The sequence below is a fragment of the Mycobacterium sp. NTMscope_MAC_269 genome (genome assembly GCF_976985695.1).
The window spans coordinates 5,122,440-5,148,570 of the sequence record NZ_OZ335668.1 but is presented as its reverse complement, the minus strand read 5'-3'; the positions used below and the strand labels follow the sequence as shown (position 1 = coordinate 5,148,570).

Annotated in this window: 28 protein-coding genes and 1 pseudogene; 7 read left to right on the top strand and 22 right to left on the bottom strand. The window is 67.8% G+C overall.

The window, feature by feature from the left end; genetic code table 11:
• Nucleotides 1-2: 2 nt before the first annotated feature.
• Entirely contained in the window at nucleotides 3-308 is a 306-nt protein-coding gene (gene rpsJ, locus ACZ50Z_RS24455; protein WP_003873519.1) for a 30S ribosomal protein S10, read from the bottom strand.
• Between the two features lie 111 nt (nucleotides 309-419).
• Here rpsJ and ACZ50Z_RS24450 point away from each other — a divergent pair.
• Nucleotides 420-625 (top strand): annotated as a pseudogene (locus tag ACZ50Z_RS24450) (hypothetical protein); the annotation flags it as partial.
• Nucleotides 626-763: 138 nt separating this feature from the next.
• A complete protein-coding gene (locus ACZ50Z_RS24445) occupies nucleotides 764-2,026 on the top strand; it encodes a cytochrome P450 (protein WP_464485853.1) in 1,263 nt (420 codons plus the stop codon).
• Here ACZ50Z_RS24445 and ACZ50Z_RS24440 read toward each other — a convergent pair.
• The 8 genes from ACZ50Z_RS24440 to mftA all read right to left on the bottom strand — a co-directional run bounded on the left by ACZ50Z_RS24440 (nucleotide 1,992) and on the right by mftA (nucleotide 9,310).
• Entirely contained in the window at nucleotides 1,992-2,591 is a 600-nt protein-coding gene (locus ACZ50Z_RS24440; RefSeq protein WP_464486390.1) for a TetR/AcrR family transcriptional regulator, read from the bottom strand. The genes ACZ50Z_RS24445 and ACZ50Z_RS24440 overlap by 35 nt on opposite strands.
• A 125-nt stretch (nucleotides 2,592-2,716) precedes the next feature.
• Nucleotides 2,717-4,156 (bottom strand): mycofactocin dehydrogenase MftG, encoded by a 1,440-nt coding sequence (gene mftG / locus ACZ50Z_RS24435; RefSeq protein WP_464485852.1) that lies wholly within the window; start codon nucleotides 4,154-4,156, stop codon nucleotides 2,717-2,719.
• Between the two features lie 8 nt (nucleotides 4,157-4,164).
• Nucleotides 4,165-5,583: a mycofactocin biosynthesis glycosyltransferase MftF gene (mftF, locus tag ACZ50Z_RS24430; protein WP_464485851.1), complete on the bottom strand. Its 1,419-nt coding sequence runs from the start codon at nucleotides 5,581-5,583 to the stop codon at nucleotides 4,165-4,167.
• A complete protein-coding gene (gene mftE / locus ACZ50Z_RS24425) occupies nucleotides 5,580-6,311 on the bottom strand; it encodes a mycofactocin biosynthesis peptidyl-dipeptidase MftE (RefSeq protein ID WP_464485850.1) in 732 nt (243 codons plus the stop codon). The genes mftF and mftE overlap by 4 nt, the downstream gene beginning before the upstream one ends.
• Before the next feature lie 173 nt (nucleotides 6,312-6,484).
• Nucleotides 6,485-7,672 (bottom strand): pre-mycofactocin synthase MftD, encoded by a 1,188-nt coding sequence (gene mftD / locus ACZ50Z_RS24420; protein ID WP_464486389.1) that lies wholly within the window; start codon nucleotides 7,670-7,672, stop codon nucleotides 6,485-6,487.
• Nucleotides 7,673-7,674: 2 nt separating this feature from the next.
• Nucleotides 7,675-8,898 (bottom strand): mycofactocin radical SAM maturase, encoded by a 1,224-nt coding sequence (gene mftC / locus ACZ50Z_RS24415; protein WP_464485849.1) that lies wholly within the window; start codon nucleotides 8,896-8,898, stop codon nucleotides 7,675-7,677.
• Nucleotides 8,895-9,236, bottom strand: coding sequence for a mycofactocin biosynthesis chaperone MftB (gene mftB, locus ACZ50Z_RS24410; RefSeq protein ID WP_464485848.1), 342 nt, complete (start codon nucleotides 9,234-9,236; stop codon nucleotides 8,895-8,897). Before mftB ends, mftC begins: the two co-directional genes overlap by 4 nt.
• On the bottom strand, nucleotides 9,221-9,310 hold the full coding sequence (gene mftA, locus ACZ50Z_RS24405; RefSeq protein ID WP_064883852.1) for a mycofactocin precursor MftA: 90 nt from the start codon (nucleotides 9,308-9,310) through the stop codon (nucleotides 9,221-9,223). Before mftA ends, mftB begins: the two co-directional genes overlap by 16 nt.
• Nucleotides 9,311-9,412: 102 nt before the next feature.
• On the opposite strand from mftA, the gene mftR reads away from it, so the two are divergent.
• Both mftR and ACZ50Z_RS24395 read left to right on the top strand, forming a co-directional pair.
• Nucleotides 9,413-10,006 (top strand): mycofactocin system transcriptional regulator, encoded by a 594-nt coding sequence (gene mftR, locus ACZ50Z_RS24400; protein ID WP_464485847.1) that lies wholly within the window; start codon nucleotides 9,413-9,415, stop codon nucleotides 10,004-10,006.
• Nucleotides 10,003-11,046, top strand: a complete 1,044-nt coding sequence (locus ACZ50Z_RS24395; protein ID WP_464485846.1) for a DUF2332 domain-containing protein — start codon at nucleotides 10,003-10,005, stop codon at nucleotides 11,044-11,046. Before mftR ends, ACZ50Z_RS24395 begins: the two co-directional genes overlap by 4 nt.
• Before the next feature lie 60 nt (nucleotides 11,047-11,106).
• Here ACZ50Z_RS24395 and ACZ50Z_RS24390 read toward each other — a convergent pair whose 3' ends face one another.
• Nucleotides 11,107-11,967 (bottom strand): aldo/keto reductase, encoded by an 861-nt coding sequence (locus ACZ50Z_RS24390; protein ID WP_464485845.1) that lies wholly within the window; start codon nucleotides 11,965-11,967, stop codon nucleotides 11,107-11,109.
• Nucleotides 11,968-12,522: 555 nt separating this feature from the next.
• Here ACZ50Z_RS24390 and ACZ50Z_RS24385 point away from each other — a divergent pair.
• The gene (locus tag ACZ50Z_RS24385; RefSeq protein WP_464485844.1) at nucleotides 12,523-13,350 is read left to right on the top strand and encodes an inositol monophosphatase family protein; all 828 of its coding nucleotides are present in this window, start codon (nucleotides 12,523-12,525) and stop codon (nucleotides 13,348-13,350) included.
• A gap of 7 nt (nucleotides 13,351-13,357) precedes the next feature.
• Here ACZ50Z_RS24385 and ACZ50Z_RS24380 read toward each other — a convergent pair whose 3' ends face one another.
• From ACZ50Z_RS24380 to ACZ50Z_RS24340, 9 genes are all read right to left on the bottom strand, one after another.
• On the bottom strand, nucleotides 13,358-14,545 hold the full coding sequence (locus ACZ50Z_RS24380; protein WP_464485843.1) for an NAD(P)/FAD-dependent oxidoreductase: 1,188 nt from the start codon (nucleotides 14,543-14,545) through the stop codon (nucleotides 13,358-13,360).
• 25 nt (nucleotides 14,546-14,570) lie between these two features.
• The gene (locus ACZ50Z_RS24375; protein ID WP_464485842.1) at nucleotides 14,571-15,398 is read right to left on the bottom strand and encodes a mycofactocin-coupled SDR family oxidoreductase; all 828 of its coding nucleotides are present in this window, start codon (nucleotides 15,396-15,398) and stop codon (nucleotides 14,571-14,573) included.
• Nucleotides 15,399-15,490: 92 nt separating this feature from the next.
• The gene (locus tag ACZ50Z_RS24370) at nucleotides 15,491-16,327 is read right to left on the bottom strand and encodes an SHOCT domain-containing protein (protein WP_464485841.1); all 837 of its coding nucleotides are present in this window, start codon (nucleotides 16,325-16,327) and stop codon (nucleotides 15,491-15,493) included.
• A 92-nt stretch (nucleotides 16,328-16,419) separates the two neighbouring features.
• A complete protein-coding gene (locus ACZ50Z_RS24365) occupies nucleotides 16,420-17,163 on the bottom strand; it encodes a PE family protein (RefSeq protein ID WP_464485840.1) in 744 nt (247 codons plus the stop codon).
• Between the two features lie 165 nt (nucleotides 17,164-17,328).
• On the bottom strand, nucleotides 17,329-18,519 hold the full coding sequence (gene tuf / locus ACZ50Z_RS24360; protein ID WP_163712413.1) for an elongation factor Tu: 1,191 nt from the start codon (nucleotides 18,517-18,519) through the stop codon (nucleotides 17,329-17,331).
• Between the two features lie 111 nt (nucleotides 18,520-18,630).
• The gene (fusA, locus tag ACZ50Z_RS24355) at nucleotides 18,631-20,736 is read right to left on the bottom strand and encodes an elongation factor G (RefSeq protein ID WP_464485839.1); all 2,106 of its coding nucleotides are present in this window, start codon (nucleotides 20,734-20,736) and stop codon (nucleotides 18,631-18,633) included.
• Between the two features lie 81 nt (nucleotides 20,737-20,817).
• Entirely contained in the window at nucleotides 20,818-21,288 is a 471-nt protein-coding gene (gene rpsG / locus ACZ50Z_RS24350; RefSeq protein ID WP_008260850.1) for a 30S ribosomal protein S7, read from the bottom strand.
• On the bottom strand, nucleotides 21,288-21,662 hold the full coding sequence (gene rpsL, locus ACZ50Z_RS24345; protein ID WP_007767794.1) for a 30S ribosomal protein S12: 375 nt from the start codon (nucleotides 21,660-21,662) through the stop codon (nucleotides 21,288-21,290). The genes rpsG and rpsL overlap by 1 nt, the downstream gene beginning before the upstream one ends.
• Before the next feature lie 262 nt (nucleotides 21,663-21,924).
• On the bottom strand, nucleotides 21,925-22,575 hold the full coding sequence (locus ACZ50Z_RS24340; protein WP_464485838.1) for a TetR/AcrR family transcriptional regulator: 651 nt from the start codon (nucleotides 22,573-22,575) through the stop codon (nucleotides 21,925-21,927).
• A gap of 196 nt (nucleotides 22,576-22,771) precedes the next feature.
• Here ACZ50Z_RS24340 and ACZ50Z_RS24335 point away from each other — a divergent pair, with 196 nt between their 5' ends.
• Together ACZ50Z_RS24335 and ACZ50Z_RS24330 are read left to right on the top strand one after the other, a co-directional pair.
• The gene (locus ACZ50Z_RS24335) at nucleotides 22,772-23,149 is read left to right on the top strand and encodes a DUF3060 domain-containing protein (RefSeq protein WP_464485837.1); all 378 of its coding nucleotides are present in this window, start codon (nucleotides 22,772-22,774) and stop codon (nucleotides 23,147-23,149) included.
• Nucleotides 23,150-23,178: 29 nt separating this feature from the next.
• Nucleotides 23,179-23,664, top strand: coding sequence for a DUF3060 domain-containing protein (locus tag ACZ50Z_RS24330; protein WP_464485836.1), 486 nt, complete (start codon nucleotides 23,179-23,181; stop codon nucleotides 23,662-23,664).
• A gap of 7 nt (nucleotides 23,665-23,671) precedes the next feature.
• On the opposite strand, the gene ACZ50Z_RS24325 is transcribed toward ACZ50Z_RS24330, so the two are convergent.
• The 3 genes from ACZ50Z_RS24325 to ACZ50Z_RS24315 are packed head-to-tail and all read right to left on the bottom strand — an operon-like array spanning nucleotide 23,672 to nucleotide 26,096.
• The gene (locus ACZ50Z_RS24325) at nucleotides 23,672-24,439 is read right to left on the bottom strand and encodes a crotonase/enoyl-CoA hydratase family protein (RefSeq protein ID WP_464485835.1); all 768 of its coding nucleotides are present in this window, start codon (nucleotides 24,437-24,439) and stop codon (nucleotides 23,672-23,674) included.
• Nucleotides 24,436-25,155 (bottom strand): PaaX family transcriptional regulator C-terminal domain-containing protein, encoded by a 720-nt coding sequence (locus ACZ50Z_RS24320; protein ID WP_464485834.1) that lies wholly within the window; start codon nucleotides 25,153-25,155, stop codon nucleotides 24,436-24,438. Before ACZ50Z_RS24320 ends, ACZ50Z_RS24325 begins: the two co-directional genes overlap by 4 nt.
• A 2-nt stretch (nucleotides 25,156-25,157) precedes the next feature.
• Nucleotides 25,158-26,096 (bottom strand): crotonase/enoyl-CoA hydratase family protein, encoded by a 939-nt coding sequence (locus tag ACZ50Z_RS24315; RefSeq protein WP_464485833.1) that lies wholly within the window; start codon nucleotides 26,094-26,096, stop codon nucleotides 25,158-25,160.
• Nucleotides 26,097-26,131 lie beyond the last annotated feature (35 nt).

The following is a 26,131-nucleotide window of genomic DNA, read 5'->3' as shown; positions in this document are numbered from 1 at the left end:
CCCTACTGGATGTTGACGTCGACACTGGCCGGAAGGTCGATGCGCATCAGCGCGTCAACGGTCTTCGGCGTCGGGTCGAGGATGTCGATCAGCCGCTTGTGCGTGCGCATCTCGAAGTGCTCCCGCGAGTCCTTGTACTTGTGCGGAGAGCGGATGACGCAATACACATTCTTCTCGGTCGGCAGCGGCACCGGCCCTACGACGCTGGCACCCGTGCGGACGACGGTCTCGACGATCTTGCGCGCCGACGCGTCGATAGCCTCATGGTCGTAGGCCTTAAGCCTGATGCGGATCTTCTGTCCCGCCACGCTTCTCCTACCCTCGCTCCTGTTGAGGCCCGGTATCCGGGCTCAAATAATCCATGTCCTCAGTGCCACCGGCGCGCCGATCGGGCCGGCCGAATGTTGGCCGATCGAGCGTTGCGCCGGATGTTGCGCCGCTGTTTACCTGTCGTGGTCCACCGGCCCCCGCGGTCGGGTGTGTCACCCTCACGCGACCTCGGCGCGCCGATTTCAGGATCGAAATCGTCGCTCTCGAAGGATGGGACCGGACGCGCCCGTTTGGACGCTGGTCGTATGCCCGACCAGGCGCAAACCCGGCTCAAGGCAACCTGAACAGTATGCCCTAGATCGGGGCCCGAGCAAAATTCGGGCGAGATCTAGGCCCAGATCCGCCGCGCCCGCCCCGGACGCGGCCACCATGCGGGGTTAACGCGCAGGTCAGAGGCCTTGAGATGACCGGTGCCGGAGCCAAGACTAGTGCCATGAGCACACCGACAGTCGAGCCGAAAACCGCACAGGCCGTCAAGGTCTTCGCGGACCCCACCGCGTACGCCGACGAGCCGCGGCTGCATGCGGCGCTGACGCACCTGCGCGCGCACGCGCCGGTGTCGTTGGTCGACTGTCCGCCGTACCGGCCGTTCTGGGCGATCACCAAGCACGCCGATGTCATGGAGATCGAGCGGGCCAACGACCTCTTTCTCAACGAGCCGCGGCCGCTGCTGGCCCCCGCCGAGGCCGACGACTTCGCGCGCGCCCAGCTGGACGCCGGGATGGGGCTGCGCACGCTGATTCACATGGACGATCCCCGGCACCGGGTGGTGCGCGCGATCGGTGCCGACTGGTTTCGCCCCAAGGCCATGCGGGCGCTGAAGATCAGGGTCGACGAGCTGGCCAAGATCTACGTCGACAAAATGATGGCCGCGGGCGGCGAATGCGATTTTGTGCAGGAGGTCGCCGTCAATTACCCGCTGTATGTGATCCTGTCGCTGCTGGGCCTGCCGGAATCGGATTTCCCCCGCATGCTCACACTCACCCAGGAGCTGTTCGGCGGCGACGACGAGGAGTTCAAGCGGGGCACCACGCCCGAGGAACAGATGCAGATCCTGCTCGACTTCTTCAGCTACTTCAGCGATCTCACCGCGGCCCGGCGGGCCGAGCCCACCGACGATCTGGCGTCGGCGATCGCCAACGCGCGAGTCGACGGCGAGCCGCTGTCGGACGTCGACACGGCCTCCTATTACGTCATCATCGCGACCGCCGGCCACGACACCACCAGCGCCACCATCGCCGGCGGGCTGCAGGCGCTGATCGAAAACCCCGACCAGCGCGCCCGGTTGACCGCTGACCTGGGACTGATGCCGCTGGCGACCGAGGAGATGATCCGCTGGGTGACGCCGGTCAAAGAGTTCATGCGCACCGCGGCCGCAGACACCACCATTCGCGGGGTTCCTATCGCCGCGGGTGAATCGGTGTATCTGTCCTATGTGTCGGCGAACCGCGACGAGGAGGTGTTCGAAGACCCGTTCCGGTTCGACGTGGGCCGAGACCCCAACAAGCACTTGGCCTTTGGCTATGGCGTGCACTTCTGCCTGGGGGCCGCGCTGGCCCGGATGGAAGTGAACAGCTTTTTCACCGAACTGCTGCCCCGGCTGGAGTCCGTCGAGTGCGCCGGGGAGCCGGAACTCATCGCCACCACGTTCGTGGGTGGTCTCAAGCACCTGCCGATTCGATATTCGCTGCGTTAGCCCGATTCGTCTGCACGTGCAGGAAGCCGTCGACGGCCGCAAGCGCGCATTCGTGGTAGTCGAAATCGGGCAGGGTGGACAGGCGGCCCAGCACCAGGGGGCCGATCAGCATGGCGATCGCCCGGGACCGGTCCACCTCGCCCAGCTCGGCGGCCTCCGGGCTGTCGAAGATGACGTCGAAGGGCTCCGCGTATTGCTGAGCGATCCGCTCGCGCAGGGTGGTGATCGCCGCGCTGTCGGCGTTGACGCTGTGCCGGGGTTGGGGCAGCCCCTCCAGGTCACGGCCCAGCGCCAGCCAGGACATGGCCGTCATGACGGTCGGCGCGTGGGCCACGGATTCGGCCTGGGCCAAGACCACCGCGATCAGGCGGTCGCGCAGCGACCCCTCGGCCGGCGGGGTCGGTGACGCCGGTATCAGGCTGTTGAAAGCCGCTGCCAGTAAGTCGTTTCCGCTCGGGAAGTGGCGATACAGGGTCGCCCTGGCCACGTTGGCGGTGCGGGTGACCGCGTCGACCGTCACCGCGCTGGGGCCCCCGGCGCGCAGCAGCGTGACCGCCGCGTCCAGCAGCCTGGCCCGCGATCTCGCTGGGCGCGGATCCGTCCCGGCGGTAATGGCGACCACCTCCTGTCTGAGACGAGACTATCGGGTCCAAATCCCGGTGTCTGCTGCCAAAGGGATCACCGCCGGCGTCACCGAACGAATTCCGCGGCCCGGTGCCCGATCATCACGATCGTGGCGTGCGGTCCGCGGCTGGTGATCGAGGGCAGGATTGAGCCGTCGATCACCCACAGGTTGTCGACGCCGTACACCCGGCACCGGGGGTCGACGACGGCGCGCGGATCGCCGTCGAGACCCATCGGCGCGGTGCCGCACAGATGCTGCGACGTCGACCAGACGGCTGACCCTGAACCGATTGTGCTGCTCGCCAATTCGCGGGCCAACTCGGCGCCGCGGCGCAGGGCCGCGACGTCGTCGGGCTCGCTGTCGTAGCGGTGCTCGATGCGCGGCGTCACGTCGGGATCGGCCGAGACCAGCGTGATGCGGCCCCGCGCCCGTGGTTGCATGAGCGCCACCCCGATGTGCGGCCAGTCGGCATGCCCGGCGGTGCCGTCGCCGGTCATCGCCACGAATCCACCGGTGTACGGCCTGATCTCGAGGTCGTCGGCCGTTCTGAGCACCACCTCGAGCACCGGCCGGCCGGGGGCCACCGTCCAGTCGGTGGGCAGGACCCACTCGGCGTGGTCACTGAACGACGCCCCCACCGGCAAGGCCGCCACCACCGGCACCCCGGCGGCGGCGAGCATGTCGGCCTCGCCGATGCCCGACAGCATCAGGAGGTGCGCCGTTTCGATGGCGCCGCCGCACAAGACGATTCGCTCGGCGGTGAATGTGGTGTGGCCGTGCGGCCCTATCGCGTCCACCCCCACCGCGGCGGTCCCCGCGAAACGCAACCGCGCCACCCGGGTCCGCGCGTGCAGGTGCAGATTCGGCCTGCTCAGCGCCGGGATCAGATACCCCGCGCCCGAACCCCGGCGCACGCCGTCGACGATATTGAGCGGGACGGCGCCTATCCCCGAAACCGGCTCCGCCGCAACGTCGTTGAGGTCGGCGATCCAGCCGAACCCGGCGCGCTCCGCAGCGGCGATGAATCGCTGCGTGGTGCCCGTCATCTCGTGGGTGCGACGCACGAGAATGGGGCCGCGGTCGCCGTGGGCGGGACCGTCGAAATCCAGGTCGGTCTCGATGGCGCGGAAGCTGTCCAGCACGTCGGACCACCCCCAGCCCGGCAGGGCGATGCGGTCGAAGTCGCGGGGCAATCCGCGGCAGAAGTAGCCGCCGTTGATCGCTCCCGATCCGCCCACCGTGGCCCCGCGCACAATGGGATGCTGGCGGGAGGGTTCGTCGGTGAGACGGGTCTGATAGCGCCGGACCAGTGGGCTGCCGACGCCGATCGGCAACTGCAGCCCGTTGGCCGTCTGCGCGAGCAGCCCCGGATCATCGAGGGCCGGCCCCGCCTCGAGGACCGTGACCGTGCGGCTCGAATCGACGGAAAGACGTTCCGCGACAACCGATCCAGCACTGCCGGCGCCGACGATCAGCACATCGCTGTGCGAGACGGCTGCGGTCAAGGCGGTGGCTAACTCCGGATCTGGGGTTTCAGGGCGCGCACGTTGCGCTCCCGTAGCACACCCCACCACAACCCGAGCCCGTATGCCAGGTCGTCGACGCGCTTGAGCACCAGATACGTCGGCAACCCGATCGGTTCGACGTCGTCGTCGATGGCGTCGCGGCGGCGAAGCCAGTCCACCACCCCGTCCATGACGGCCGCGACCACCACCACCCGGCGGAAATGCCGCGACATGGTCGCGGCCACCAACGCCAACGGCCAATAGTGCCGGCACAGCGCCGACGCCAGCTGCAGCGCCGCTGACCACAGGCCGCGGCCGGCGATCATCGCGACATCGGTCATCGACGTCTCCGCGGTGCGCATCGCCCGGGCGATACGCCGCCCCGTCACGACGGCGAGCAGGATGGACGCCAGCCGCGACAGCGTGGACCCGAAGGCCATCAGGATCCACGTCGTCAGGGCCCAGCCGGAGATCACCACCGGCGCCGTCTTGTCCGGGTGGCGCACCGACAGCGGGGCCGCCGACCCCCCGTAAAAGGCTTTGCGCGCAAGCCAATCCCGTAGTTCGGTGCGGTGGTCGTGGGCGACCAGCGCGATCGGCTCGTAACGCAGCCGGGTGCCCGACTCGATCAGCCGCCAGCACAGGTCGACGTCCTCACCGGACTGCAACGTCTCGTCGAACCCGCCGACCTCCCGGATGGCCGCGCACCGGCAGATGATCGCCGCGCTGGGGACGTAGGACACCGTGCTGTGGGGCAACACCGGGGCTTCGCGCTCGCCGAGGTCGAGCGAGGAGTGCACCGCCTCGTAGCGCGCCACCACGTTCTCGCTGTGCGAGAGGCCGACGATTCGCGGTGCGACCAGGCCGACGGTGGGATCGCAGAAGTGACCGAGCAGGGCCTCCAGCCAGCCCCGGCGTGGCGCCACGTCGGAATCCAGGAATGCCACGAAGTCCGTCCGGCAGGCCGCCAGCCCGGTGTTGCGGGCTGCCGCCGGGCCCTTGCTGCGGTGGTGGCGCAACACCTCGATGTCGCAGTGCGCCCCGACGAAATCTTCGGGCTCGACGGCGTGGCATGAGCCGTCGTCGACCACGACGACGCGCAGGCCGCGCAGCGAACTCACCAGGCGTCGCACGCCAGAAAGGTTGTTGCGCACCGGGATTACCACGGTGACGTCGTGGTGCGAGGGGCCGCCCGCGGGCCGGGGGTGCGCCACGGTGGCGTCCAGCAGGGTGCGGGCGAGCTGGGCGCTGACGTCGTCACGCACCTTCAGTCGGCCGTCGCAGAGCATGTCCTGCGCGGCCGGGGCCAGCTTCAGCAGCCGGGTCGGCGAACCGCCGAGCAGCGCCGAGCCGTCGCCGAGCACCCGCACGCGGCGATCGACCTGGACGGCGAAGCCATCCGGCAGGCGGAGGGCACGCGCGCTCATGCGAGCATCCCGCCGGGGCCGGGCCCCCACCGGGCGACGCGCCGGACACACTCGTCGACCATCGTCGTGACGATGCGCTCACCGTCGGCGGCGGTGGCGGTGGTCGGGTCACCCAGCACGCCGACCGGGCTGACCGCCGCGACTCCCCCGCGGCGCATCGACCCGAGCAACTCGGGGAGGGGCGCGGTGTTGCCGGGTCGCCACCGGTCGGTCCGGACATCGGCCGGCGAGATATGCAGCAACACCGACGTTTCGGTATGCCCGGCGTGGGCGTCACCGCCGGCGGCCACACAGGGGCACCATGCGGCGTCGCGGCCCTCGGCACGCAACCTGGCCACCGCGGCGTTCAGCGCGGCGACGTTGCCACCGTGGCCGTTGACGAAGACCAGGCGCCGGGCCCACGTGCCTGCCGACCTGCCGTACTCGACCAGCAGCAGCGTCAGCGCCTCGCTGCCGAGCGAGATCGTCCCGGCAAAGCTCTGGTGCTCGCCGCTCGCGCCGTAGGCGATAGCCGGCGCCACCAGCCACTCGTCGCCGAGGCGTACCCGAGCGCGGCCGGCGACGGCCGTCGCGATCCGGGTATCGGTGTCCAGCGGCAGGTGTGGGCCGTGTTGCTCCGTCGACCCCAGCGGCACCATGATCGACGGCGCCGTGCCGGACAGCTGGCTCGACGTCGCTGTTCCGAGTTCGCCGGGTACGGGCACTCGGTGATGGTAGGACGAATTCACCTGGCGTGCACCAATTGTTGAAGCTTGAAAATAACTTTTTTTCCGTGCCGTTCATCGGGCATTCGAATTGTCGGCTCGTTCGTCACGGTTACCCCGCCAGTACCACGATTTCCGAGGCCGTCAAATAATTCCGACAAAGCCGCCCTAAATAGCCCGGCTTACCGTATCCGCCGTTATCCGGCGGTCGGCGGCACACCCAGCGCCCGGGTGAAACCGGGCGGCACCAGGATGTCGCCGGGCCCGAGGTCGTGGATCGAGGACTGTCCCAGACCCATCAGGGCCGAGTCGATGCCGCCGCGCAAGATGTCGAGGACGTTCTCCACGCCCGGTTGGCCGGCCGCAGCCAGGCCCCACAGGTAGGCCCGGCCGATCATCACCGCGCGCGCCCCCAGCGCCACGGCCTTCACGACGTCGCTGCCGCGCCGGACGCCGCCGTCGAGCAACACCTCGACCTGATCGCCGACGGCCTCGGCGATCGCCGGCAGCGCGCGGATCGCGGCCGGGGTGCCATCCAGGTTGTTACCCCCGTGATTGGACACTGAGATCGCCGAAACTCCCGCGTCCACAGCCCTTTTGGCGTCATCGACGCGGATCACGCCTTTGAGCATGAACGGCCCGCCCCACAGTTCGCGAAGCCAGGCGATGTCCTCCCAGGTCGGCGGCGGCGTGCCCATCCACTCGCCGTAGGCTTCGAAGAAGGGGGGCCCGGGCTCGCCGCGGCGGCCCTGGTTGGGGACCCGCAGCTCCGGTGGCCGCATGGTCTTCGCCCACTGCAGAAACCACCGCGGCTTGGTGATGACCTCCGGGCTCATCTTGAGGATGGTCTTGAGGTCCATCTTCTCCGGGATCGAGGGGCTGCCCCAGTCCCGGCCGTGCGAGAAGCTCCAGTCGGTGGTGACGATCAGGCCCGCCGCGCCGGCCGCCCGGGCGCGCTCGACCCGCGCGGCGATCGCGTCACGGTCACCCAGCCAATACACCTGGAAGAACACCTTGGGGTTCGCCGCGATGACCTCTTCGATCGGCTTGCTGGCGAACGAGGACAGCCCCATGGCGGTGCCGCGGGCGGCGGCGGCACGCGCGACGGCCACCTCGCCGTCGGGGTGCACGGCCTGCACGCCGGTCGGTGAGATCACGACCGGCATCGAAATGTCTTGCCCCATGACGCTGGTCGACATGTCGCGCTTTGCCGGCGCGCCGACGACGTGGGGTGCGAAACCGAGTTCGCCGAAGGCTTCGACGTTGTCGGAGACCGTGATTCCCTTTTCGCTGGCCGAAATCAACGACGAATAGGCCGATTTCGGCAGCCGGCGCTTGGCACGTTGCTGCGCGATGGCCACGGTTTCAAACCATTTCTCGGCCACCGTCACACCGGGCTTTCGTTACACAGCCGTGCCGGCGGGGCCGCCGGGGTGATGGTCGGCGGTCGCAGCGACAGCGTCAGCGGCACCGGTTGGCGGATGCGCTTGCCGCGGGAGTGGTCGGCCCGGGGGCGCGGCGTCTCGCGGTCGTGCGTCAGCGCCGTCGCGCTGTGGCCCTGGACGCATTCGGGGTCCGGCCCGTCCAGCGGCAGGCCGGTGAAGAACTTGGCCGCCATGCAGCCGCCCCGGCAGCTGTCGTAGTGCCCGCAGCTGCCGCAGGCTCCCGCCGACTGCGGCTCGCGCAGCTCGCGGAAGAGCGGAGCGTTCTTCCAGACGTTGGAGAACCCAGCCCCAAAACCGGTATCAGTCATTACGTTTCCGGCCAGGAAGCGGTCATGGATGGCGAATGGGCAGGCGTAGACGTCGCCGACGGGGTCGATCAGGCACACGACGCGGCCCGCGCCGCACATGTTCAGGCCCGCCAGGGCGCCGGATTGGCCCAGCGGGGCCAGGTGGAAGAAGGAGTCGCCGGTGAGCACCCGCTCCCCCTTGGCGACCAGCCAGTCATACAGCTGGACCTGCTGCTCGGCGGTCGGGTGCAACTCCTCCCAGACATCGGCGCCGCGTCCGGACGGGCGCAACCGGGTGATCCGCAGCGTGGCCCCGTAACGACTTGCCAGCGCGGCGAATTCGTCGAGCTGGTCGACGTTGTGCCGGGTGACCACGACGGAGATCTTGGCGTCCTTGAATCCGGCGTTGGCGAGATTCTCCAGCGCGCGTACCGCCATGTCGAACGACCCGGGTCCGCGCACGGCGTCGTTGACCTCGGCGGTGGCGCCGTCCAGCGAGATCTGGACGTCGACGTAGTCGCTGGCCGCCAACCGCGCGGCGACCTCGGGCGTGATCCGGACGCCGTTGGTCGAGAACTTGACGCCGACGTGGTGGGCGGTCGCGTAGTCGACGAGCTCCCAAAAGTCCGGGCGCACAGTGGGTTCCCCGCCGCCGATGTTGACGTAGAACACCTGCATGCGTTCCAGCTCGTCGATGATGTCCATGCACTGACGGGTGGACAGCTCGCGCGGATCCCGCTTGCCCGACGACGAGAGGCAGTGCACGCAGGCCAGGTTGCAGGCGTAGGTGAGCTCCCAGGTCAGGCAGATGGGCGCGTCGAGCCCGTGCTCGAACTGCTCGATCAGCCGCGGCACGGCCGCTTGGGACGGTGCGGTCATTGATGGTCCTCCCGGGGCACCAGCATCTTGGAGTCGACAAGCACGCCGAGCGCGTGCAGGTAGGGGCCCTGCCCGGCGTCGTCGATGCCCGCCGCACGAAAGGCGGAGCGGACATCGGGGTGCTCGGCCAGCGACTGCACCACCGTGAGGATGGTGCGGTTCTTCAGGAACGACAGCTTGCGGGTGCCGAAGTGATAGAGCAGCGCGCCGAACGGTTCCGGCCGCACCGCGACCTGCGGGTGCAGTCGCCAGCCGCGATCAGGATCGAACACGGTGTCGCCGGGCGGGCGAGCCGTGTGAGCCTGCGCGGGCGCAGGCACGGTCAGTAGACCCCGCACATGCCGTCGATGGACACCTCTTCGACCAGGGTCTCGGTGACGAGTTGGGGGTCAGTTTCGGTCTCGTGGTCCACGGGGCCTTGCCTTTCGTCGGGTCTTGACAACGATGGGGTCTGAGTCACACTCGCCGCCAGAATATGGCATCGAGTGCCGAAATGGAAGGGCGGGGTCCGAAGATGCCGCAGCCGCGGGTGGGCAGGCGCCGCTCGACCACGCCGGGCCACATCACCGACGTGGCCATCGACCTGTTCACCGCCCGCGGCTTCGCCGACGTGAGCGTCGACGACGTCGCCCACGCCGCCGGGATCTCCCGCCGCACAATCTTTCGCTATTACGCGTCCAAGAACGCCATCCCGTGGGGCGATTTCGACACCCACCTCGCTCACCTCCGGGACCTGCTCGACAACGTGGGTTCCCGGGTGCGCCTGGGCGATGCGCTGCGAGCTGCGTTGTTGGCGTTCAACACCTTTGACGAATCCGAGACCGCCCGGCACCGCCAGCGCATGCGGGTGATCCTGCAAACCGCTGAGCTGCAGGCCTATTCGATGACGATGTACGCCGGCTGGCGTGAGGTGATCGCCGGGTTCGTGGCCCGCCGGTGCGATTGCAAGACAACGGATCTGCTGCCGCAGACCGCCGCGTGGACGATGCTGGGGGTGGCGCTGTCGGCCTACGAGCACTGGCTGAGCGATGAATCCGTCCCGTTGCCGGTCGCCCTGGGCAACGCCTTCGACGTCGTCGGCGCCGGGCTCAACGAGCTGGACACTTGAGCGTCGAGCACCTTGCGCACACGCTGCGGGCCCAGGGCGGGTTCTGCGCCTCGTCGGGCTCCGCGATGTACGGCGAGCTGTTCGAGCTGGTGGCCACCGACGTCGAGGCCGGCGGCGTGTTCGCGACCATCCTGGCCGGGCACCGCGACGCTCCCTCGCGCGACGCGGTGCCGCTCCGGCTGCTCGGCGGGCTGCACCGGCTGGTGCTCGACGGCCGGGCGGCGCACCTGCGCCGCTGGTACCCCAGCACCGGCGGGACCTGGGACGCCGGATCGGCCTGGCCGGAGATCCGCGACACCGCGGCCAACCACCCCGACGCGCTGCGGGCGGCGTTGGATCAACCACCGCAAACCAACGAGGTGGGGCGATCGGCCGCATTGATCGGCGGATTGCTGCACATCAATCAATTCGATTTTCCCATAAGACTTTTCGAGATCGGGACGAGCGCGGGGCTGAACCTGCGTGCCGACCATTACCGCTACCGCTTCGCCGGGGGCCAGTGGGGACCGCGCGACTCGCCGGTGCGGATCGATGACGCGTGGCGCGGCGCGCTGCCGTCCGGGCGCGATGTGCGAATCATCGAGCGGCGGGGGTACGACATCGCCCCCATCGACGTCGGCGGCACCGACGGGGAGATGACCGTGCTGAGCTACGTCTGGCCCGACCAGGTCGCGCGGCTTGCCCGGCTCCGCGGGGCCATCGAGGTCGCCCGCCGGGTGCCGGCGCGGCTCGAGCGCCGGAGCGCGGCCAGTGCGGTCGCCGGCCTGCGGCCGGCCGACCGCGCGCTCACCGTCCTGTGGCATTCCATCACCTGGCAATACCTGTCGGCCGCCGAACGCGACGCGGTGAGCGCCCACGTGGACGCGCTGGCCGCACGGGCCGATACGCGCTCGCCGTTCGCCCACCTGACGATGGAGCCCGCACGCTCTTGCCCCGGCGCCCCGATCAGGTTCGAGGTGTGCGCCCGCAGCTGGCCGGACGGCGAGTCGCGCGTGCTGGGCGAATGCCACCCGCATGGCCCGCCGGTGCACTGGCAGTAACGCATGCGGCCGAATTACCGGACTATGTCCGGCAATTCGGCCGCATTGACGTTGCGTGTACTAGGTCCCCATGAAGGTCATGGGATCGTGCAGCACCCGGGTGCCGTCGTGCAATCCGTCGATGGCCTCCATGTGCTCGGGCTCCAGGGTGAAGTCGAACACGTCCAGGTTCTGGGCGACCCGCTCGGGCTTGGACGACCGCGAGACGACCACGTTGTCCAACTGCAGGTTCCACCGGACCAGCACCTGCGCCGGCGTGCGGCCGTACTCGGCGGCGATCGACGTGACGATCGGGTCCTCGAGCATCTTGCCGACACCCAGCGGGCTGTAGGACTGTGTCTGTACCTCGTGCTTGAGGTGGGCCTCGCGCAGCTCGGCCTGGTTGAGGCGCGGGTGCAGCTCGACCTGGTTCACCGCGGGAACCTCGGCGGTCTCCTCGATGACGTTCGCCAGCAATTCCTCGGTGAAGTTGCAGACGCCGATCGAGCGGACGTGCCCCTCGTCGCGGGCGATCTTCATACCCTCGAAGCTCTCCACGTACTTGCCCAGCTTCGGCGCCGGCCAGTGGATCAGGTAGAGGTCGAGGTAGTCCAGCCCAAGGCGGTCCAGGCTCTCCTTGCACGACTCCTGGGCACTCTGGAAGCCCTGCCTCGAGGTGCCCAGCTTGGTGGCGACGAACAACTCCTCGCGCGGGATGCCCGACGCGGCGATCGCGCGCCCGACGGCTTCTTCGTTTCCGTAGGAGGCAGCGGTGTCGATGAGGCGGCAGCCGACCTCCAGGGCCGCGAGTACCGAGCTTTCCGTCTCCGCATCGGACAGCTTGGCTACGCCCAAGCCGAGTACGGGCATCTTCGCCTCGTCATTGAGGGCGACGGTCGGAATCGTGCTGGGAACGCTGTATATCTCATCAATCACTGTCACTTTTTCAATCACCTGCCTGCCAGGTTGGGGTGTGGGGTTTCTTCGACGTAAACGATTCAGGGACAGCACACCAGGCGGCTTTAGCCAACCCTTCTGGTACGTAGTGGCCCCCAAACATCGTTCGCTTGGAGACAATAACCGAGGCGGGCGGACGTCGCCCGGACCGCAACCGCCAACGTCGCATTAGCAAAAAAACGCGAGCACAGAAGTTACCCCTTTCCAGCACAATAAGATTGGCGATGGAATTTTGGCAATTTTGTGACACCGCAGACACGAGGCCGCAGCGCCCTCTGCGAAGGCAAACAAAACCTCCAATCGATGTGACGTACAACACCATCCAATTGCCTTGTGGCGCATTACGGATTTCCGCGCAATTCTCCTGCGCAAAGGCGGATTATCGGCGAAAACACCGACAATGGTGGGTGTTTAGCTCTCGGGAATCGATGTGATGGGAACGTGATACACCGTGATGCGGCTGTGATGTGAAATCACCTATCCCCTATCCTCGAGAGACGCCGACCACGCGCTACCCCTGGAAGCGAGGCAGTCTGTCGCATGAAGACAATGCAAGAGCTTTTTGAAATTGCCTGGCAAGCAACACAAATCGGTGCCGCCACGCTCAAGAAATCACAGCCGAGTTCGGTGCAGCACAAAGGTGACCGTGACCTGGTCACCGACATCGACCTCGCGATCCAACGCGACATCGCCGACTACCTGGCCCAAACCACGCCGGACATCCCCTTGCTGGCCGAAGAGTCCGAGCAACAACCGGACATCGAAACCTCCGAATGGCTCTGGGTGCTCGATCCCATCGACGGAACCTCGAACTTCGTCCATGGGCTCCCGTTGTGCGCGGTATCGCTCGCGCTGCTGCGCGAAGGCCGCACCGTGGTGGCCGTCACGCACGCACCCCTGCTCGGCAAGACCTATCACGCCATCGAGGGCAAGGGCGCGTTCCTCAACGGTCAGCGGATCAACGCCAGCGCAGCCGACAGCCTCAGCGGGGCCATCGTGTCCCTCGGCGACTACGCCGTCGGCCACGACGCCGGCCGGCTGAACCAGCAGCGGCTGGCGCTGACCGCCGAGCTGGTGCCGCGGGTCGAGCGCATCCGCATGATCGGGGCGGCGACCCTGGACCTCGCCTTCGTCGCCGAGGGCTCCCTGGACGCCTGCGTGATGATGTCCAACAAGCCCTGGGACACCGCGGCGGGGACCCTGATCGCCCGCGAAGCCGGCGCGCAGCTCACCGACGCCCAGGGCAATCCCCACACCCACAAGTCCGCGTCGACCGTCATCAGCGCGCCGGGCATCGCCGAGCAACTCGCGACCGTCATCCGCAACACCGAGATCCCCAGCGACCGGTACGCGGCCGCCGTCGGCTAGCGGCGGCTCAGCCCAGGACCTCGGAAATGGGCACGGCCGCGGCGATCTTTGCGCGCATCTTCATGACCTTGCCGGGCATCCCGCCACCGACCACCCCGGCCAGGGCGCCGTCGCGTTCGTAGTAGGCCAGGAACTTGCGGCCGTCGTCCTCGACGACGTGCACGATGTCGTCGGCCTCCGGCTCGCCCAGGCACTGGATCTTGACGTCGTACTGGTCGCTCCAGAAGTAGGGGACGACCACCGCGGGCGCCACATCCTGGCCCAGCATCGCGGGCACCACGGCGCGGGCCTGATCGGCGACGTTGCTCCAATGTTCCACGCGCCCTTGATGTCCCGTCGCGTCGCGCCACGACGCGACATCCCCGAGCGCCCACACGTTCGGCGCGCTGGTGCGTCCGGCCTCGTCACAGATGATTCCGTTGTCGACGGTGACACCACTGCCCTCGAGCCATTCGGTCGCCGGGCGTGACCCGATGCCGACCACCACCACGTCGGCTGTCAGCTCGGTGCCGTCGCCGAGCACCACCGCCTCGACATGCGTGTCACCGCGCACCTCGGCCACGCCGACGCCGAGCCGTACGTCGACGCCCTCGGCGCGGTGCAGCCGGGCCACCAGTTCGCCGATCTGCTCGCCGAGCACCGCGGCCAGCGGTGTCGGCTGCGGCTCCACCAGCACCACGTCCACCCCCAGGCTGCGCAGGCTGGCCGCCACCTCGCAGCCGATGAAGCCGGCGCCGATGACGACGGCGCGCTGCGCCGCGGACGCGTGCTCGCGCAACGCCAGGCACTCGTCGAAAGAGCGCAGCACGCGGATGCCCTCGAGATCGGGGATCGCCGGGATGCGCCGCGGCACCAACCCGGTGGCGATGACGAGTTCGTCGTAGCCCAGCGTCGTCCCGTCGTCGAGCGTCACCGTCTGCGCCGCGGTGTCCAGACTCGTCGCGGCCGACCCCAGGCGCAGGGTGATGTCGTTCTCGTCGTACCACTCGCGCGGCTTGAGCGCGGTGTCGTCGACCTCTTTGCGCAGCACCTCTTTCGACAGCGGCGGGCGGTCGTACGGCAGGTGCACCTCGTCGCTGACGAGTGTGATGGGCCCGGAATACTCCGATTTGCGCAGCTGCTCGGCGGTGCGGGCGGCGGCCAATCCGCCGCCGACGATCACGATTCCGTTGGTGGCGCTTTCGTCACTACTCACGTGGAGTTCTTAGCACGATGGCGCCTCAGTACTTTAGGGCACCCTTATCCACGGGGATCTGCGTGCCGGTGAGTGTGCCCGACCCGTCGCCGGCGAGCCATGCCACGACGTCGGCGACCTCGTCGGCCGCCATGAAGCCGTTGGGCTGCACCGGCATTGGGGGGAAGCTGTGCACGAAGTTGGGATGTTTGGCAAAGATCTCCATCATCGCTTCGGGTTCGATCATCGGGGTTTCGACCGAGTACGGATGGATCGAGTTGACCCGGATGCCGTATTCGCCGAGCTCGATGGCGAGGGTGTTGGTGAGCGCGGTGAGCCCGTGCTTGCTGGCCGAGTAGTGGCCGTTGCCCGGTGTCGCCTTGAGTCCCGCCGACGAGCTGACCACGACGATGGAACCGCCGTTGCCCGCCTCGATCATCGCGGGCACCGTGGCGCGCAGCGTGCGCCAGGTGCCGGTCAGGTTGACGCCGATGACCGCGTCCCACTGCTCGTCGGTGAGCTCCCAGATGCGGCCCCAACTCAGCACTCCGGCGTTGGCGACCACGATGTCGAGGCGGCCGAACTGTTCCATCCCGACGGCCACCAACTCCTTCAGCGCGGCGTCGTCGCGGACGTCGAGGACGCGGGCCAGGATCTTGCGCCCCTGCCCCTCCACCAGGCGCGTGGTCTCGTCGAGGTCCTCGCGGGTGGCGGGCGGATAGGTCACGCTGGCCGACGCCGGCGCGCAGATGTCGAGCGCGATGATGTCGGCGCCCTCGGCTGCCAGCCGCACCGCGTGCGACCGCCCCTGTCCGCGAGCGGCCCCGGTGATGAAAGCCACCCGCCCGTGCAGTGATCCGGTCTGTCCAGCCACGTGTAACCCCTTCGACCGCCGATAGACCAAGCCAGGCTAGCAGCGGAACTGAAACGTGTTCTAATTCACCCGCCGGTCGGCGGAGGAGCGCTTCAGATTTCGGAGATGATCTGAGCGCGCCGGCTGTTGTATTCCTGGTCGGTGAGCGCGCCACTGGCGTGCAGATCGGTCAACTCCTGCAGCCGCGCGGCGATCGACGGTTCGGGCGGCGTGACGACCGCCGACGGCGCCACGGTCGACGCTGGAGCCGACTGGGTGGCAGGTGTCTGCTGATCGACGGCCCGGCGCACCACCGCCTGAATCTGGCCACGCAGCGCCGGGTTCGACCGGATGTCGACCATCCGGTTGAGCGGAATGTTGTTGGGCTTGAGGATCTGCAGGATCTCCATCAGCGGGCCCGCCTGTCCGCTCAGGTCGTAGGTCCGGTTGTCCTCGGCCACCGTGAACTGCGCGGGCATCAGGCCGTTGACCAAAGCGCTGCGCTCCCAGTCGATCCGGTATTCGTTGGTGGTGGGATTGACCAGGACCACCACCTTGCGGGCGTTGAGGTTGCCGAGCCGGGTGACGCCGGCGATCACGCGGTCTTCGCTGTCGAACGGCAGGAGGCCGGGCCCCGCGATGTGTAGGTGCACCTTGACGACCTGCTGGTTGTTGACCCAGGTGCCCGTTTCCGTGATGCCGGTGATCTGCGCGAGCGCCAGCACGCCGCTCTGCTCGAGCGCGGCCACCTTCGCCGACGTCTTCGCGCCGTAGTTCGCCAGCGCGAGCGCGACCAACACGTCGGCCACGGTGACGAGCAGGCCTACGTAGAACATCCACTGCAGCAGGCTGTCGAGCCCCATGACGAAGTACACGACCAGGAAAATCGGTCCGACGAGGCCTCCGCACAGCAAAACGACCAACTGTGCCTTCAGATAGCGTGCTAACACTTGCCCCTCCTCGACTTGCTGGGGATTTGTGTCAGATTAGCGCTCGCGTTATCGCCGCGAGCGCGATACGCGCAAACCGATTTCGGTCGCCGTCACGTGAGCGTTTCGGGCGGGACGATCGGCATCCGCCGCACGGGCGGCGCCGCCGGCTGCGTCCCCGCCGGCGCGTGCGGCGCCGCGCGCGGCGATACCGGCAGCGTCGTGGCCGGGGAGGGCTGCGGCGCCACCTCGGCCTGCATCGGTGCGGCGGGCGTACCGGTCAGTGGCGACGCCGAAGGCTGGACGGTGCTCGGGGAGCCGGAGGGAGCGTAGGCCGGTGTCGCCACCCGCGCCGGTCCGGCCGGCGCGGTGGCCGAGGCCAGCGTCGCCGATCCCACCGGCGCGGCCGCGACCGGTGCGCCGGCCGGTGCCGGCGCCGCGGCGGCCGCTGGGGCCACCGCCGCCAGGGGCCCCGCGGGCGCGGTCGGCGCGGACGCGCCCATGGCGCCGGCAGTCATCGTCGGTACCTGCGCGGCCATCGACGCGGGCGCCGCCGCGGTCTGCAACGGCGTCGCGTTCGCCGCCTCGGCGGCGGCGTACTGCATCGCGCCGCCGTTCATCAGCTGCACGAACTGGCTGTGGAACGCGGCCGCCTGAGCGCTGAGAGCCTGATAGACCTGGGAGTGGGCGTCGAACAGGGCGGCGATGCTCGCCGACACCTCGTCGGCACCGGGGGCGAGCACCGCCGACGTCGGCCCCATCGCCGCCGTGTTGGCGGACGTGATCACCGACCCGATACTGGCCAGGTCCGTCGCGGCAGCCGCGACGAATTCGGGAGTCGCTTGAACGAACGACATCGGCACCTCCCCGCCACGCCCTACGGTCACCGAGAACTATGCCGAAATCCTAGTCCAGGGCGCGCGGCGGCCGCATCATTTCGGCCCGGTCCCGACCGGCGAGGCGCACAACACGACAAAGCCCGGATTGCCGAGTGGGCAATCCGGGCTTTGCGATGCTTCGAACTACTTGATGATCTTGACGACCCGGCCGGCGCCGACGGTGCGGCCACCCTCACGGATCGCGAACCGCAGACCGTCGTCCATGGCGACGGGCTGGATCAGCTTGACCGAGATGTTGGTGTTGTCACCGGGCATCACCATCTCGGTGCCCTCCGGCAACGTCACCACACCGGTCACGTCGGTGGTGCGGAAGTAGAACTGCGGGCGGTAGTTGTTGAAGAACGGCGTGTGCCGGCCGCCCTCGTCCTTGGACAGGATGTAGACCTGACCCTCGAACTCGGTGTGCGGCGTGGTGGTGCCGGGCTTGGTCACGACCTGGCCGCGCTCGACGTCCTCACGCTTGATACCACGCAGCAGCAGACCGACGTTGTCACCGGCCTGACCCTGGTCGAGCAGCTTGCGGAACATCTCCACACCGGTGACCGTGGTCTTGGTGCTGGTCGGGCGGATGCCGACGATCTCGACCTCTTCGTTGACGTTGACCACACCGCGCTCGACACGACCGGTGACGACCGTGCCACGGCCGGTGATGGTGAAGACGTCCTCGACCGGCATCAGGAACGGACGGTCGGTCTCGCGGACCGGGTCCGGGATCGACTCGTCGACGGCCTCCATCAGCTCCTCGACGGACTTGACCCACTTCTCGTCGCCCTCGAGCGCCTTGAGCGCGGAGACCCGCACCACCGGGGCGTCCTCGTCGAACTCCTGGGCGGCCAGCAGTTCGCGGACCTCCATCTCGACGAGCTCGAGCAGCTCCTCGTCGTCGACCATGTCGGCCTTGTTCAGGGCGACCAGGATGTAGGGCACGCCGACCTGACGGGCGAGCAGCACGTGCTCACGGGTCTGCGGCATCGGGCCGTCAGTGGCGGCGACCACCAGGATCGCGCCGTCCATCTGGGCCGCACCGGTGATCATGTTCTTGATGTAGTCGGCGTGACCCGGGGCGTCGACGTGGGCGTAGTGACGCTTGTCGGTCTGGTACTCCACGTGGGAGATGTTGATGGTGATACCGCGCTGACGCTCCTCGGGCGCGTTGTCGATCTGGTCGAACGCGCGGGACTCGTTCAGGTCCGGGTACTTGTCGTGCAGAACCTTGGTGATAGCCGCGGTCAGCGTGGTCTTGCCGTGGTCAACGTGACCAATGGTCCCGATGTTGACGTGCGGCTTCGTCCGCTCGAACTTCGCCTTCGCCACTTCTGTGTCCTCCTGGACTAGTTGGTGCTTGTTAAAGCAGTGTTGGTGTTTTCAGTTGTGCCGCGCCCAAGGCATTCCAATGACCCGGCAAGATTACTCCGTCGCCGATGCTTACTGGCCCGTCGCCTTCGCGATGATCTCCTTTGACACGTTCGCCGGCACTTCGGCGTACGAGTCGAAGACCATGGAGTAGTTCGCCCGGCCTTGGGTCTTGGACCGCAGGTCGCCGACGTAGCCGAACATCTCCGACAGCGGCACATGCGCTTTCACGACGCGCGCACCGCTCCGCTCCTCCATGGCCTGGATCTGGCCACGGCGGGAGTTCAGGTCGCCGATCACGTCGCCCATGTAGTCCTCGGGCGTGGTGACCTCGACGGCCATGATCGGTTCCAGGATGACTGGTTGCGCTTGCGACGCAGCCTTTTTCAGCACCTGCGAACCGGCGATCTTGAAGGCCATTTCCGACGAGTCGACCTCGTGGAACGCCCCGTCGAGCAGGGTGACCTTCATGTTCACCAGCGGGTAACCGGCCAGCACACCGTACTGCATGGCGTCCTGGGCGCCGGCATCCACCGAGGGGATGTACTCACGCGGGATGCGCCCACCGGTGACCTTGTTCTCGAACTCGTAGGTCGCGCCGTCCTCGCCGGTGAACGGCTCGAGGTTGATCTGCACCTTGGCGAACTGGCCGGAGCCACCCGTCTGCTTCTTGTGGGTGAACTCGACGTTCTCCACCTTGCGGCGGATGGTCTCCTTGTAGGCCACCTGCGGCTTACCGACGTTGGCCTCGACCTTGAACTCGCGCCGCATCCGGTCCACCAGGATGTCCAGGTGCAACTCGCCCATCCCGCCGATCACGGTCTGGCCGGTCTCGTGGTCCAGGTGCACCTTGAAGGTCGGGTCTTCCTCGGCGAGCTTCTGGATCGACAGCGACAGCTTCTCCTGGTCGCTCTTGGTCTTGGGCTCGATCGCCACCTCGATGACCGGGTCGGGGAAGGTCATCGACTCCAGCACGACCTGCTGGTTCGGGTCGCTCAGGGTGTCACCGGTGGTGGTGTCCTTGAGCCCGATCACCGCGTAGATGTGCCCCGCCGAGGCGGTCTCCACCGGGTTCTCCTTGTTGGAGTGCATCTGGAACAGCTTGCCCAGCCGCTCCTTCTTGCCCTTGGTGGCGTTGATGACCTGGCTGCCGGAGTCGACCTTGCCGGAGTACACCCGGACGTAGGTCAGCTTGCCGAAGAACGGGTGCGTGGCGACCTTGAACGCGAGCGCGGAGAACGGCTCGTCGGTGGACGGCTTGCGGGTGACCTCTTCGTCCTCCTTGCCCGGCGCGTGCCCGACGGCCGGCGGCACGTCCAGGGGCGAGGGCAGGTAGTCGATGACGGCGTCCAGCATCGGCTGCACACCCTTGTTCTTGAAGGCGCTGCCGCACAGCACCAGGTAGGCCTCGGAACTGATGGTCAGCTTGCGCAGCGCACCCTTGATCTCCTCGACCGACAGTTCCTCGCCACCCAGGTACTTCTCCAGCAGCGCCTCGTCGGTCTCGGCGACCGCCTCGAGCAGCTTGGTGCGGTACTCGTCGGCCCTCTCGGCCAGGTCGGCCGGGATGTCGACGGTGTCGTAGGTCTCGCCCAGCTTGGTCTCGCCGCGCCAGACCTTGGCGTTCATCTCGACCAGGTCGACGATGCCCTCGAAGTCACCCTCGGAGCCGACCGGCAGCTGGATCGGGATGACGTTGGCGCCGAGGCGCTCCTCCATAGTGCGGACCGAGAAGTAGAAGTCGGCCCCGATCTTGTCCATCTTGTTGACGAAGCAGATGCGCGGGACGTCGTACTTGTCGGCTTGGCGCCATACCTGCTCGGACTGCGGCTCGACACCCTCCTTGCCGTCGAACACGGCGACGGCGCCATCGAGGACCCGGAGCGAACGCTCGACTTCCACAGTGAAGTCGACGTGCCCGGGGGTGTCGATGATGTTGATCTGGTTGTCTTTCCAAAAGCAGGTGGTGGCCGCGGAGGTGATGGTGATCCCCCGCTCCTGCTCCTGCTCCATCCAGTCCATGGTGGCGGCGCCGTCGTGCACCTCACCGATCTTGTAACTGATACCGGTGTAGTAGAGGATGCGCTCGGTCGTCGTCGTCTTGCCGGCGTCGATGTGCGCCATGATGCCGATGTTGCGGACCTTGGTGAGGTCGGTCAGCACGTCCTTCTGTGCCACAGAAGTCTTCCCACTCTTTCGATTGCTTAGTTGCTGTCTTTCGCGGTCAGGCCAGCGCCCCGGCGCGCGGGCCGCAGAGACCTACCAGCGGTAGTGCGCGAAGGCGCGGTTGGCCTCGGCCATCTTGTGGGTGTCCTCACGTCGTTTGACGGCGGCCCCCAGACCGTTGCTGGCATCCAGGATCTCGTTTGCCAGGCGCTCGACCATGGTCTTCTCCCGGCGTTGCCGCGAGAAGCTGACGAGCCAGCGCAGCGCCAGCGTGGTGGACCGATCCGGACGCACCTCGACCGGCACCTGATAGGTGGCACCACCGACGCGGCGGCTACGCACCTCCAGGGCGGGCTTGACGTTGTCGAGAGCACGCTTGAGCGTGATCACGGGATCGGTACCTGTCTTGTCCCGAGCTTGTTCGAGCGCACCATAAACAATGCGCTCGGCGAGCGATTTCTTCCCCTGCAGCAGGACTTTGTTCACCAGCTGAGTGACCAGCTGCGACCCGTAGACCGGGTCGTTGACCAGCGGGCGCTTCGGCGCGGGCCCCTTGCGCGGCATCAGCTCTTCTCCTTCTTGGCGCCGTAACGGCTGCGAGCCTGCTTGCGGTTCTTGACGCCCTGGGTGTCGAGCGAACCGCGGATGATCTTGTACCGGACACCGGGCAGGTCCTTCACCCGGCCACCACGCACCAGCACCATCGAGTGCTCCTGCAGGTTGTGACCCTCGCCGGGGATGTAGGCCGTCACCTCAACCTGACTCGTCAGCTTCACGCGGGCGACCTTCCGAAGAGCGGAGTTCGGCTTCTTCGGAGTGGTGGTGTACACGCGGGTGCATACGCCACGGCGCTGCGGGCTGCCCTTGAGGGCCGCGGTCTTGACCTTGGCGACCTTGTCGCGGCGACCCTTGCGGACCAGCTGCTGAATGGTTGGCATCTACCGGCTTTCTCTGTTCGTGTTCGGCATATTTCTGGCGTCTTCAAGTCTGTGTACTGCAGTTATGTCCGCCCGCGTCACCCCGCGGCCGGGTGTGTCGCATGCGCTGCGCACCGGAGGTAGGTCCGAAGCATCGTGGACACGCGAATTCGCCCGGCATTCACTTCCTTACGGTTAGGCGCCGTAAGCCGCCAGGCACGAGGAACCACAATACCCGCCGCCGGTCTTGCAGGTCAAAGCGGCGGATCCACCATCGGGACTACTACCTGGCGCCGTCGTGGGCGGTGCGCCGTTCCAGGCCCTCCAACCCCCGAGCCAACCGCAACACCATGTCGGAGAACAACACATCGGTGTCGATGTCGTCCATGACGCCGGTCATCTCCAGCAGCACGAAACCGTGCATCGCGGACCAGAATTCCAGCGCGGCGTGGAAGGCTTCGGCACCGTCGAGCCCGTACGAGGACAGCACGGCGATCACCGGTGCGGCCGCGCCGCGGGTCGCAGCCGCGTATTCGGCGTCTTCGCCGCCCAACGGCATCCGGGTGAAGGCCGAGTAGCGACCCGGGTGATGGTGGGCATAGCTGCGGTACGCGCCCGCCATGACGAGCACCGCGTCGTCGCGGGCGCGGCCCTCGCCCACCCGGTTGAGCATCATGATGATGTCGTCGATCACCCGAATCCGCACCGCGCGGCGCAAGTCCTCCAGGCTGTCCACGTGGTTGTAGAGCGAGGGCCCTTTGGTGCCCAACTGCGTCGCGAGCGCATTGATGGTCAGCGCGTCCCAGCCCTCGCGGTCCAGGAACGTCAGCGCGCCGTCGATGATCCCTTCGCGGCTGAGCTTGGTCGGGCGCGAACCGGGCCGTCCCGCACGTTGGCGCCCGGCCGCTGACGGCGGATCCGGTTGAGCTGCCATGGCGGTCGCCCTTCGATCGCGGGAACGGGTTGCGGTTAACTAATGACTCTAGTTGAGGCCCGTTCAGACACTAATCTCCCCGGAGGGGCATAAGCGCCCGGCAACGGAAAAGAAAACCTGCCATCGGGCAGGCAATTGCACGTAATGTCATGCTTGGCTCATTCGAGCAGACGACCCGTCCAAGAGGGGGCCCGCAGTGAAGTGGACAACTGTCGCCGGGTCGTTGGCCACCTGCGCCGTCGCCGCAGTAGCCGGTGTCGCTGCCACGCCGGGACTTGCGCACGCCAAGAACGGCGATACCCATGTCATCGGGGAGGACATGGAGCAGACGGTGGACTGCAACGACGCCACGCTGCTGGTCAACGGCACGTTTTTGACCGTGACCGCGCTGGGCAACTGCTACGCCGTGACGGTGATGGGTTCGTCGAATGTCGTTATCGCCGACTCGGTTTCGCACGACATCACGGTCTACGGCTATGACCAGACCGTGCTCTACAAGGGCGGTCAGCCGGCCCTGTGGGACCGTGGCCGCGAATTGGGCATGACCAACCGGCTCCAGCAGGTGCCGGGCTGAGGCACCACAGCGAGGGGAATCGAACAACGATGCGTGTCGACACCTGGAACCACCGCCGCAGACTGGCCGCGTTCGCCGTGGCGCCCGCCGCCGCCGCCGTGATGCTGGCCGGCTGCAGTTCGACGGCCAACCCGCCGGCGGGCTCCTCCACCACCACGACGAAGAGCAGCCCGACGACGAGTGCCGGCGCCGCGCCGACGACGGGATCGAGCGGGGCGAGCACCACCGCGTCCATCGAGATCGGGAACACCGTGAACTACGGGTCGATGGGCACCACCACGAGCCTCGACTGCGCCAGCGGCAAGTCGCTGAACGTGGCCGGGTCGGACAACACGCTGACCGTGACGGGCAGCTGCGCGACGGCGAACATCGGCGGCACCAACAACAAGATCACCTTCGACAAGGTCGAGACGCGGATCACTGTGCTCGGGATGAACAACACCATCACCTACAAAGACGGTGATCCCAAGGTCGACAACCTCGGCTCGGGCAACACGATCAACAAGGGCAGCTGACCTGCGCTCAGCCGGCGGACGCGCCGTGTCGTCCCGCGCCGGCGGCGAACCGCCCGGCCCCCTCGTTCGCCTCCGCTGCCACCCGGGAGATGCTGGCGAATTCGGCATCGAGCGCCTCGGATTCCGTTGCCCCCCATTGGTGTAGCGCCGAGAGCCGATCCGAACGCAGGCACTGCTGCGGCAACGCCGCCAGTTGTGCCGCCAATTCCTCTGCGGCCTGGCGTGATTGGCCCTTGGGGACCACCCGGTTCGCCAGCCCGATGGCGTGGGCTTCGTCGGCGGCCACGGCGCGGCCGGTGAGGATCATGTCCATCGCGCGGCTGTGACCGATCAGCCGCGGCAACCGCACGGTGCCCCCGTCGATCAGCGGGACGCCCCAGCGCCGGCAGAACACCCCGAACACGGCGTCCTCCTCGACTACCCGCAGATCACACCAGATGGCCAACTCGAGACCGCCGGCGACGGCGTAGCCGCTGACCGCGGCGATGACGGGCTTGGACAGCACCATCCGCGTCGGCCCCATCGGGCCCGGCCCCGTCCGGTGCACTGCGTTGGCGTCGGGCGTGCCGAACGCCTTCAAATCGGCTCCCGCGCAGAACGTTCCGCCGTCGCCCCACAGCACGGCCACCGACGCCGTGTCGTCGCGGTCGAACTCCTCGAATGCCGCGTACAACGCGGCGGCCGTCGGGCCGTTGACCGCGTTGCGCGCCCCCGCCCGGTCGATGATCACCGTGGTCACCTCGCCGTTGCGTTCGACACGCACCGGATCGCTCATCTCGCCTCCGCCCATAGTGGTTCGCGCCGCCGCAGCAGTTCGGCGGCGAAGTCGTGGTAGGCCGCCCGCAGCCTTGTCCCGGGCCAGTCGGGCGGCAGTAGTTCGTCGGGCAGGACCGGGTCGGTGAGCAGGTGCCGGACGGTGGCCGCGGCCACCACGAAACGGCCGGGAATGTCTGGCGCGGCAGCCATGTCGTCGAGCAACCGGTGGCCGTCCTGCGCCCACGCGGGTAGGTCCCACAGCTGCGCGGCCAGTCCGGCAGGGTCACCGTCGCGCGCCCGCAGGACCCTGACCCTGGCCATGATGTCGGGGCCGAGTTCCGCGTCGATGTTGTCGGGGCGCATCCACACCCCCTCGCGTAATTCACCGAAGCGCTTGTCGTGCATGGCCGTTCGCAGTGTTGCCCGGGTGCGTGCGTTATCCCCCACGCTCGTCACGATCAGCGTGATCCACTCCCCCTGCCAGGGACGCACGCGCGGGTCGATGGCATCGTCCTGGCGTCGTTGGCGGGCGAGCAGGCGATCCGAGAGTTGGTAGCCGTCCGCATTTCGGATCAGGTCGCCCGCCCCGACCATCCGGGTCAGCGCCACGCGCAGGGTCGATTCCTTGATGCCGAAATCAGAAGTGAGCCTGACCAATTCGCTGGCGCGGGCGCGGGCAGGGTGGGCGCCGAGCAGCACGCTGAGCACCACCGACCGGGCCGTCATGTCCGGCATGGCTACACCCCGGACGCCCGGCGGCCGTGGTCGCCGAACGGTTCGTCACGATGCCGCACCGCCTCACGGAATCCGTGCTCGACCGCGTCGGCGACGAACGCGTGACCCTCGGGCGTGTGCCGGGCGACACCGTCGAACACCGTGCTGACCATCCTGCTGGTGGCCACCCCCTGTTGCAGCAGAGCGGAATTGCACGCGAGCTTGACCATGATCAGCTGGTTGACCGGCACCGCGGCGATCCGCTCGACCAGCCGCTCGGTGCGCTCGTCGAGGTCCGCCGGATCCGGCGCCTCGACCGCCCATCCCCACTCGGCGGCCTGCGCGCCGGTGAGGCAATCGCCGGTGAACAGCAGCCGTTTGGCGCGCTGGTCGCCGAGGCGGTGCGCCCACAGGCCGGCGGCCGGCACGCCCCACACCCGGGTCGGCGGATAGCCGATCTTGGCGTCGGCGGCGGCGATCACCTGGTCGGCGTGCAGCGCGATGTCCGTCCCCCCGGCCACGCAGTAGCCGTGGATCTTGACCACTGTGGGCTTGTCGGCGTGCATGAGGCTGGAAAAGCCCCGCACGAAGCGGCTCATCATCTGGTAGTCGATCATCGGGTCCCATGGCTGATCCGCCAGATGATTGACCGCCTGGGTCTTTCCGTCGAGCACGGTGCCGGCGTACGCGCCGGTGCCACCGGCCGAGCCGGTGCGGTCGGCGTAGGCGCTCAGGTCGAAGCCCGCGCAGAATCCCTCGCCGCGGCCGGACACCAGGATGACGTGCACGGCTGGATCCAGATCGGCCCGCTCCACCAGCGCCGAGAGCTCCAGCGGGGTGTCCGCGACGATCGCGTTGCCCTTTTCGGGCCGGTTGAAGGTGATGCGCGCGACCCGGTCCGTCACCTCATAGGTCATCGTCTTGAGGTTGTCGAAGTCGACCGGTCTAATGGCGTGCGTCATGGGCTCCGCTCCTCCCGACCCTTTTGGATCGCACT

Bases quoted from the DNA above. Each gene is read 5' to 3' on its own strand.
- rpsG (WP_008260850.1), bottom strand. From the start codon at position 21,288: ATGCCGCGCAAGGGGCCCGCGCCGAAGCGCCCGCTGGTCAACGACCCG.
- ACZ50Z_RS24325 (WP_464485835.1), bottom strand. From the start codon at position 24,439: ATGAGCGATCCGGTGCGTGTCGAACGCAACGGCGAGGTGACCACGGTG.
- ACZ50Z_RS24385 (WP_464485844.1), top strand. From the start codon at position 12,523: ATGAAGACAATGCAAGAGCTTTTTGAAATTGCCTGGCAAGCAACACAA.
- ACZ50Z_RS24445 (WP_464485853.1), top strand. From the start codon at position 764: ATGAGCACACCGACAGTCGAGCCGAAAACCGCACAGGCCGTCAAGGTC.
- ACZ50Z_RS24330 (WP_464485836.1), top strand. From the start codon at position 23,179: ATGCGTGTCGACACCTGGAACCACCGCCGCAGACTGGCCGCGTTCGCC.
- mftF (WP_464485851.1), bottom strand. From the start codon at position 5,583: ATGAGCGCGCGTGCCCTCCGCCTGCCGGATGGCTTCGCCGTCCAGGTC.
- rpsL (WP_007767794.1), bottom strand. From the start codon at position 21,662: ATGCCAACCATTCAGCAGCTGGTCCGCAAGGGTCGCCGCGACAAGGTC.
- ACZ50Z_RS24320 (WP_464485834.1), bottom strand. From the start codon at position 25,155: ATGCCGGACATGACGGCCCGGTCGGTGGTGCTCAGCGTGCTGCTCGGC.
- mftC (WP_464485849.1), bottom strand. From the start codon at position 8,898: ATGACCGCACCGTCCCAAGCGGCCGTGCCGCGGCTGATCGAGCAGTTC.
- ACZ50Z_RS24365 (WP_464485840.1), bottom strand. From the start codon at position 17,163: ATGTCGTTCGTTCAAGCGACTCCCGAATTCGTCGCGGCTGCCGCGACG.
- ACZ50Z_RS24340 (WP_464485838.1), bottom strand. From the start codon at position 22,575: ATGGCAGCTCAACCGGATCCGCCGTCAGCGGCCGGGCGCCAACGTGCG.
- mftR (WP_464485847.1), top strand. From the start codon at position 9,413: ATGCCGCAGCCGCGGGTGGGCAGGCGCCGCTCGACCACGCCGGGCCAC.
- ACZ50Z_RS24315 (WP_464485833.1), bottom strand. From the start codon at position 26,096: ATGACGCACGCCATTAGACCGGTCGACTTCGACAACCTCAAGACGATG.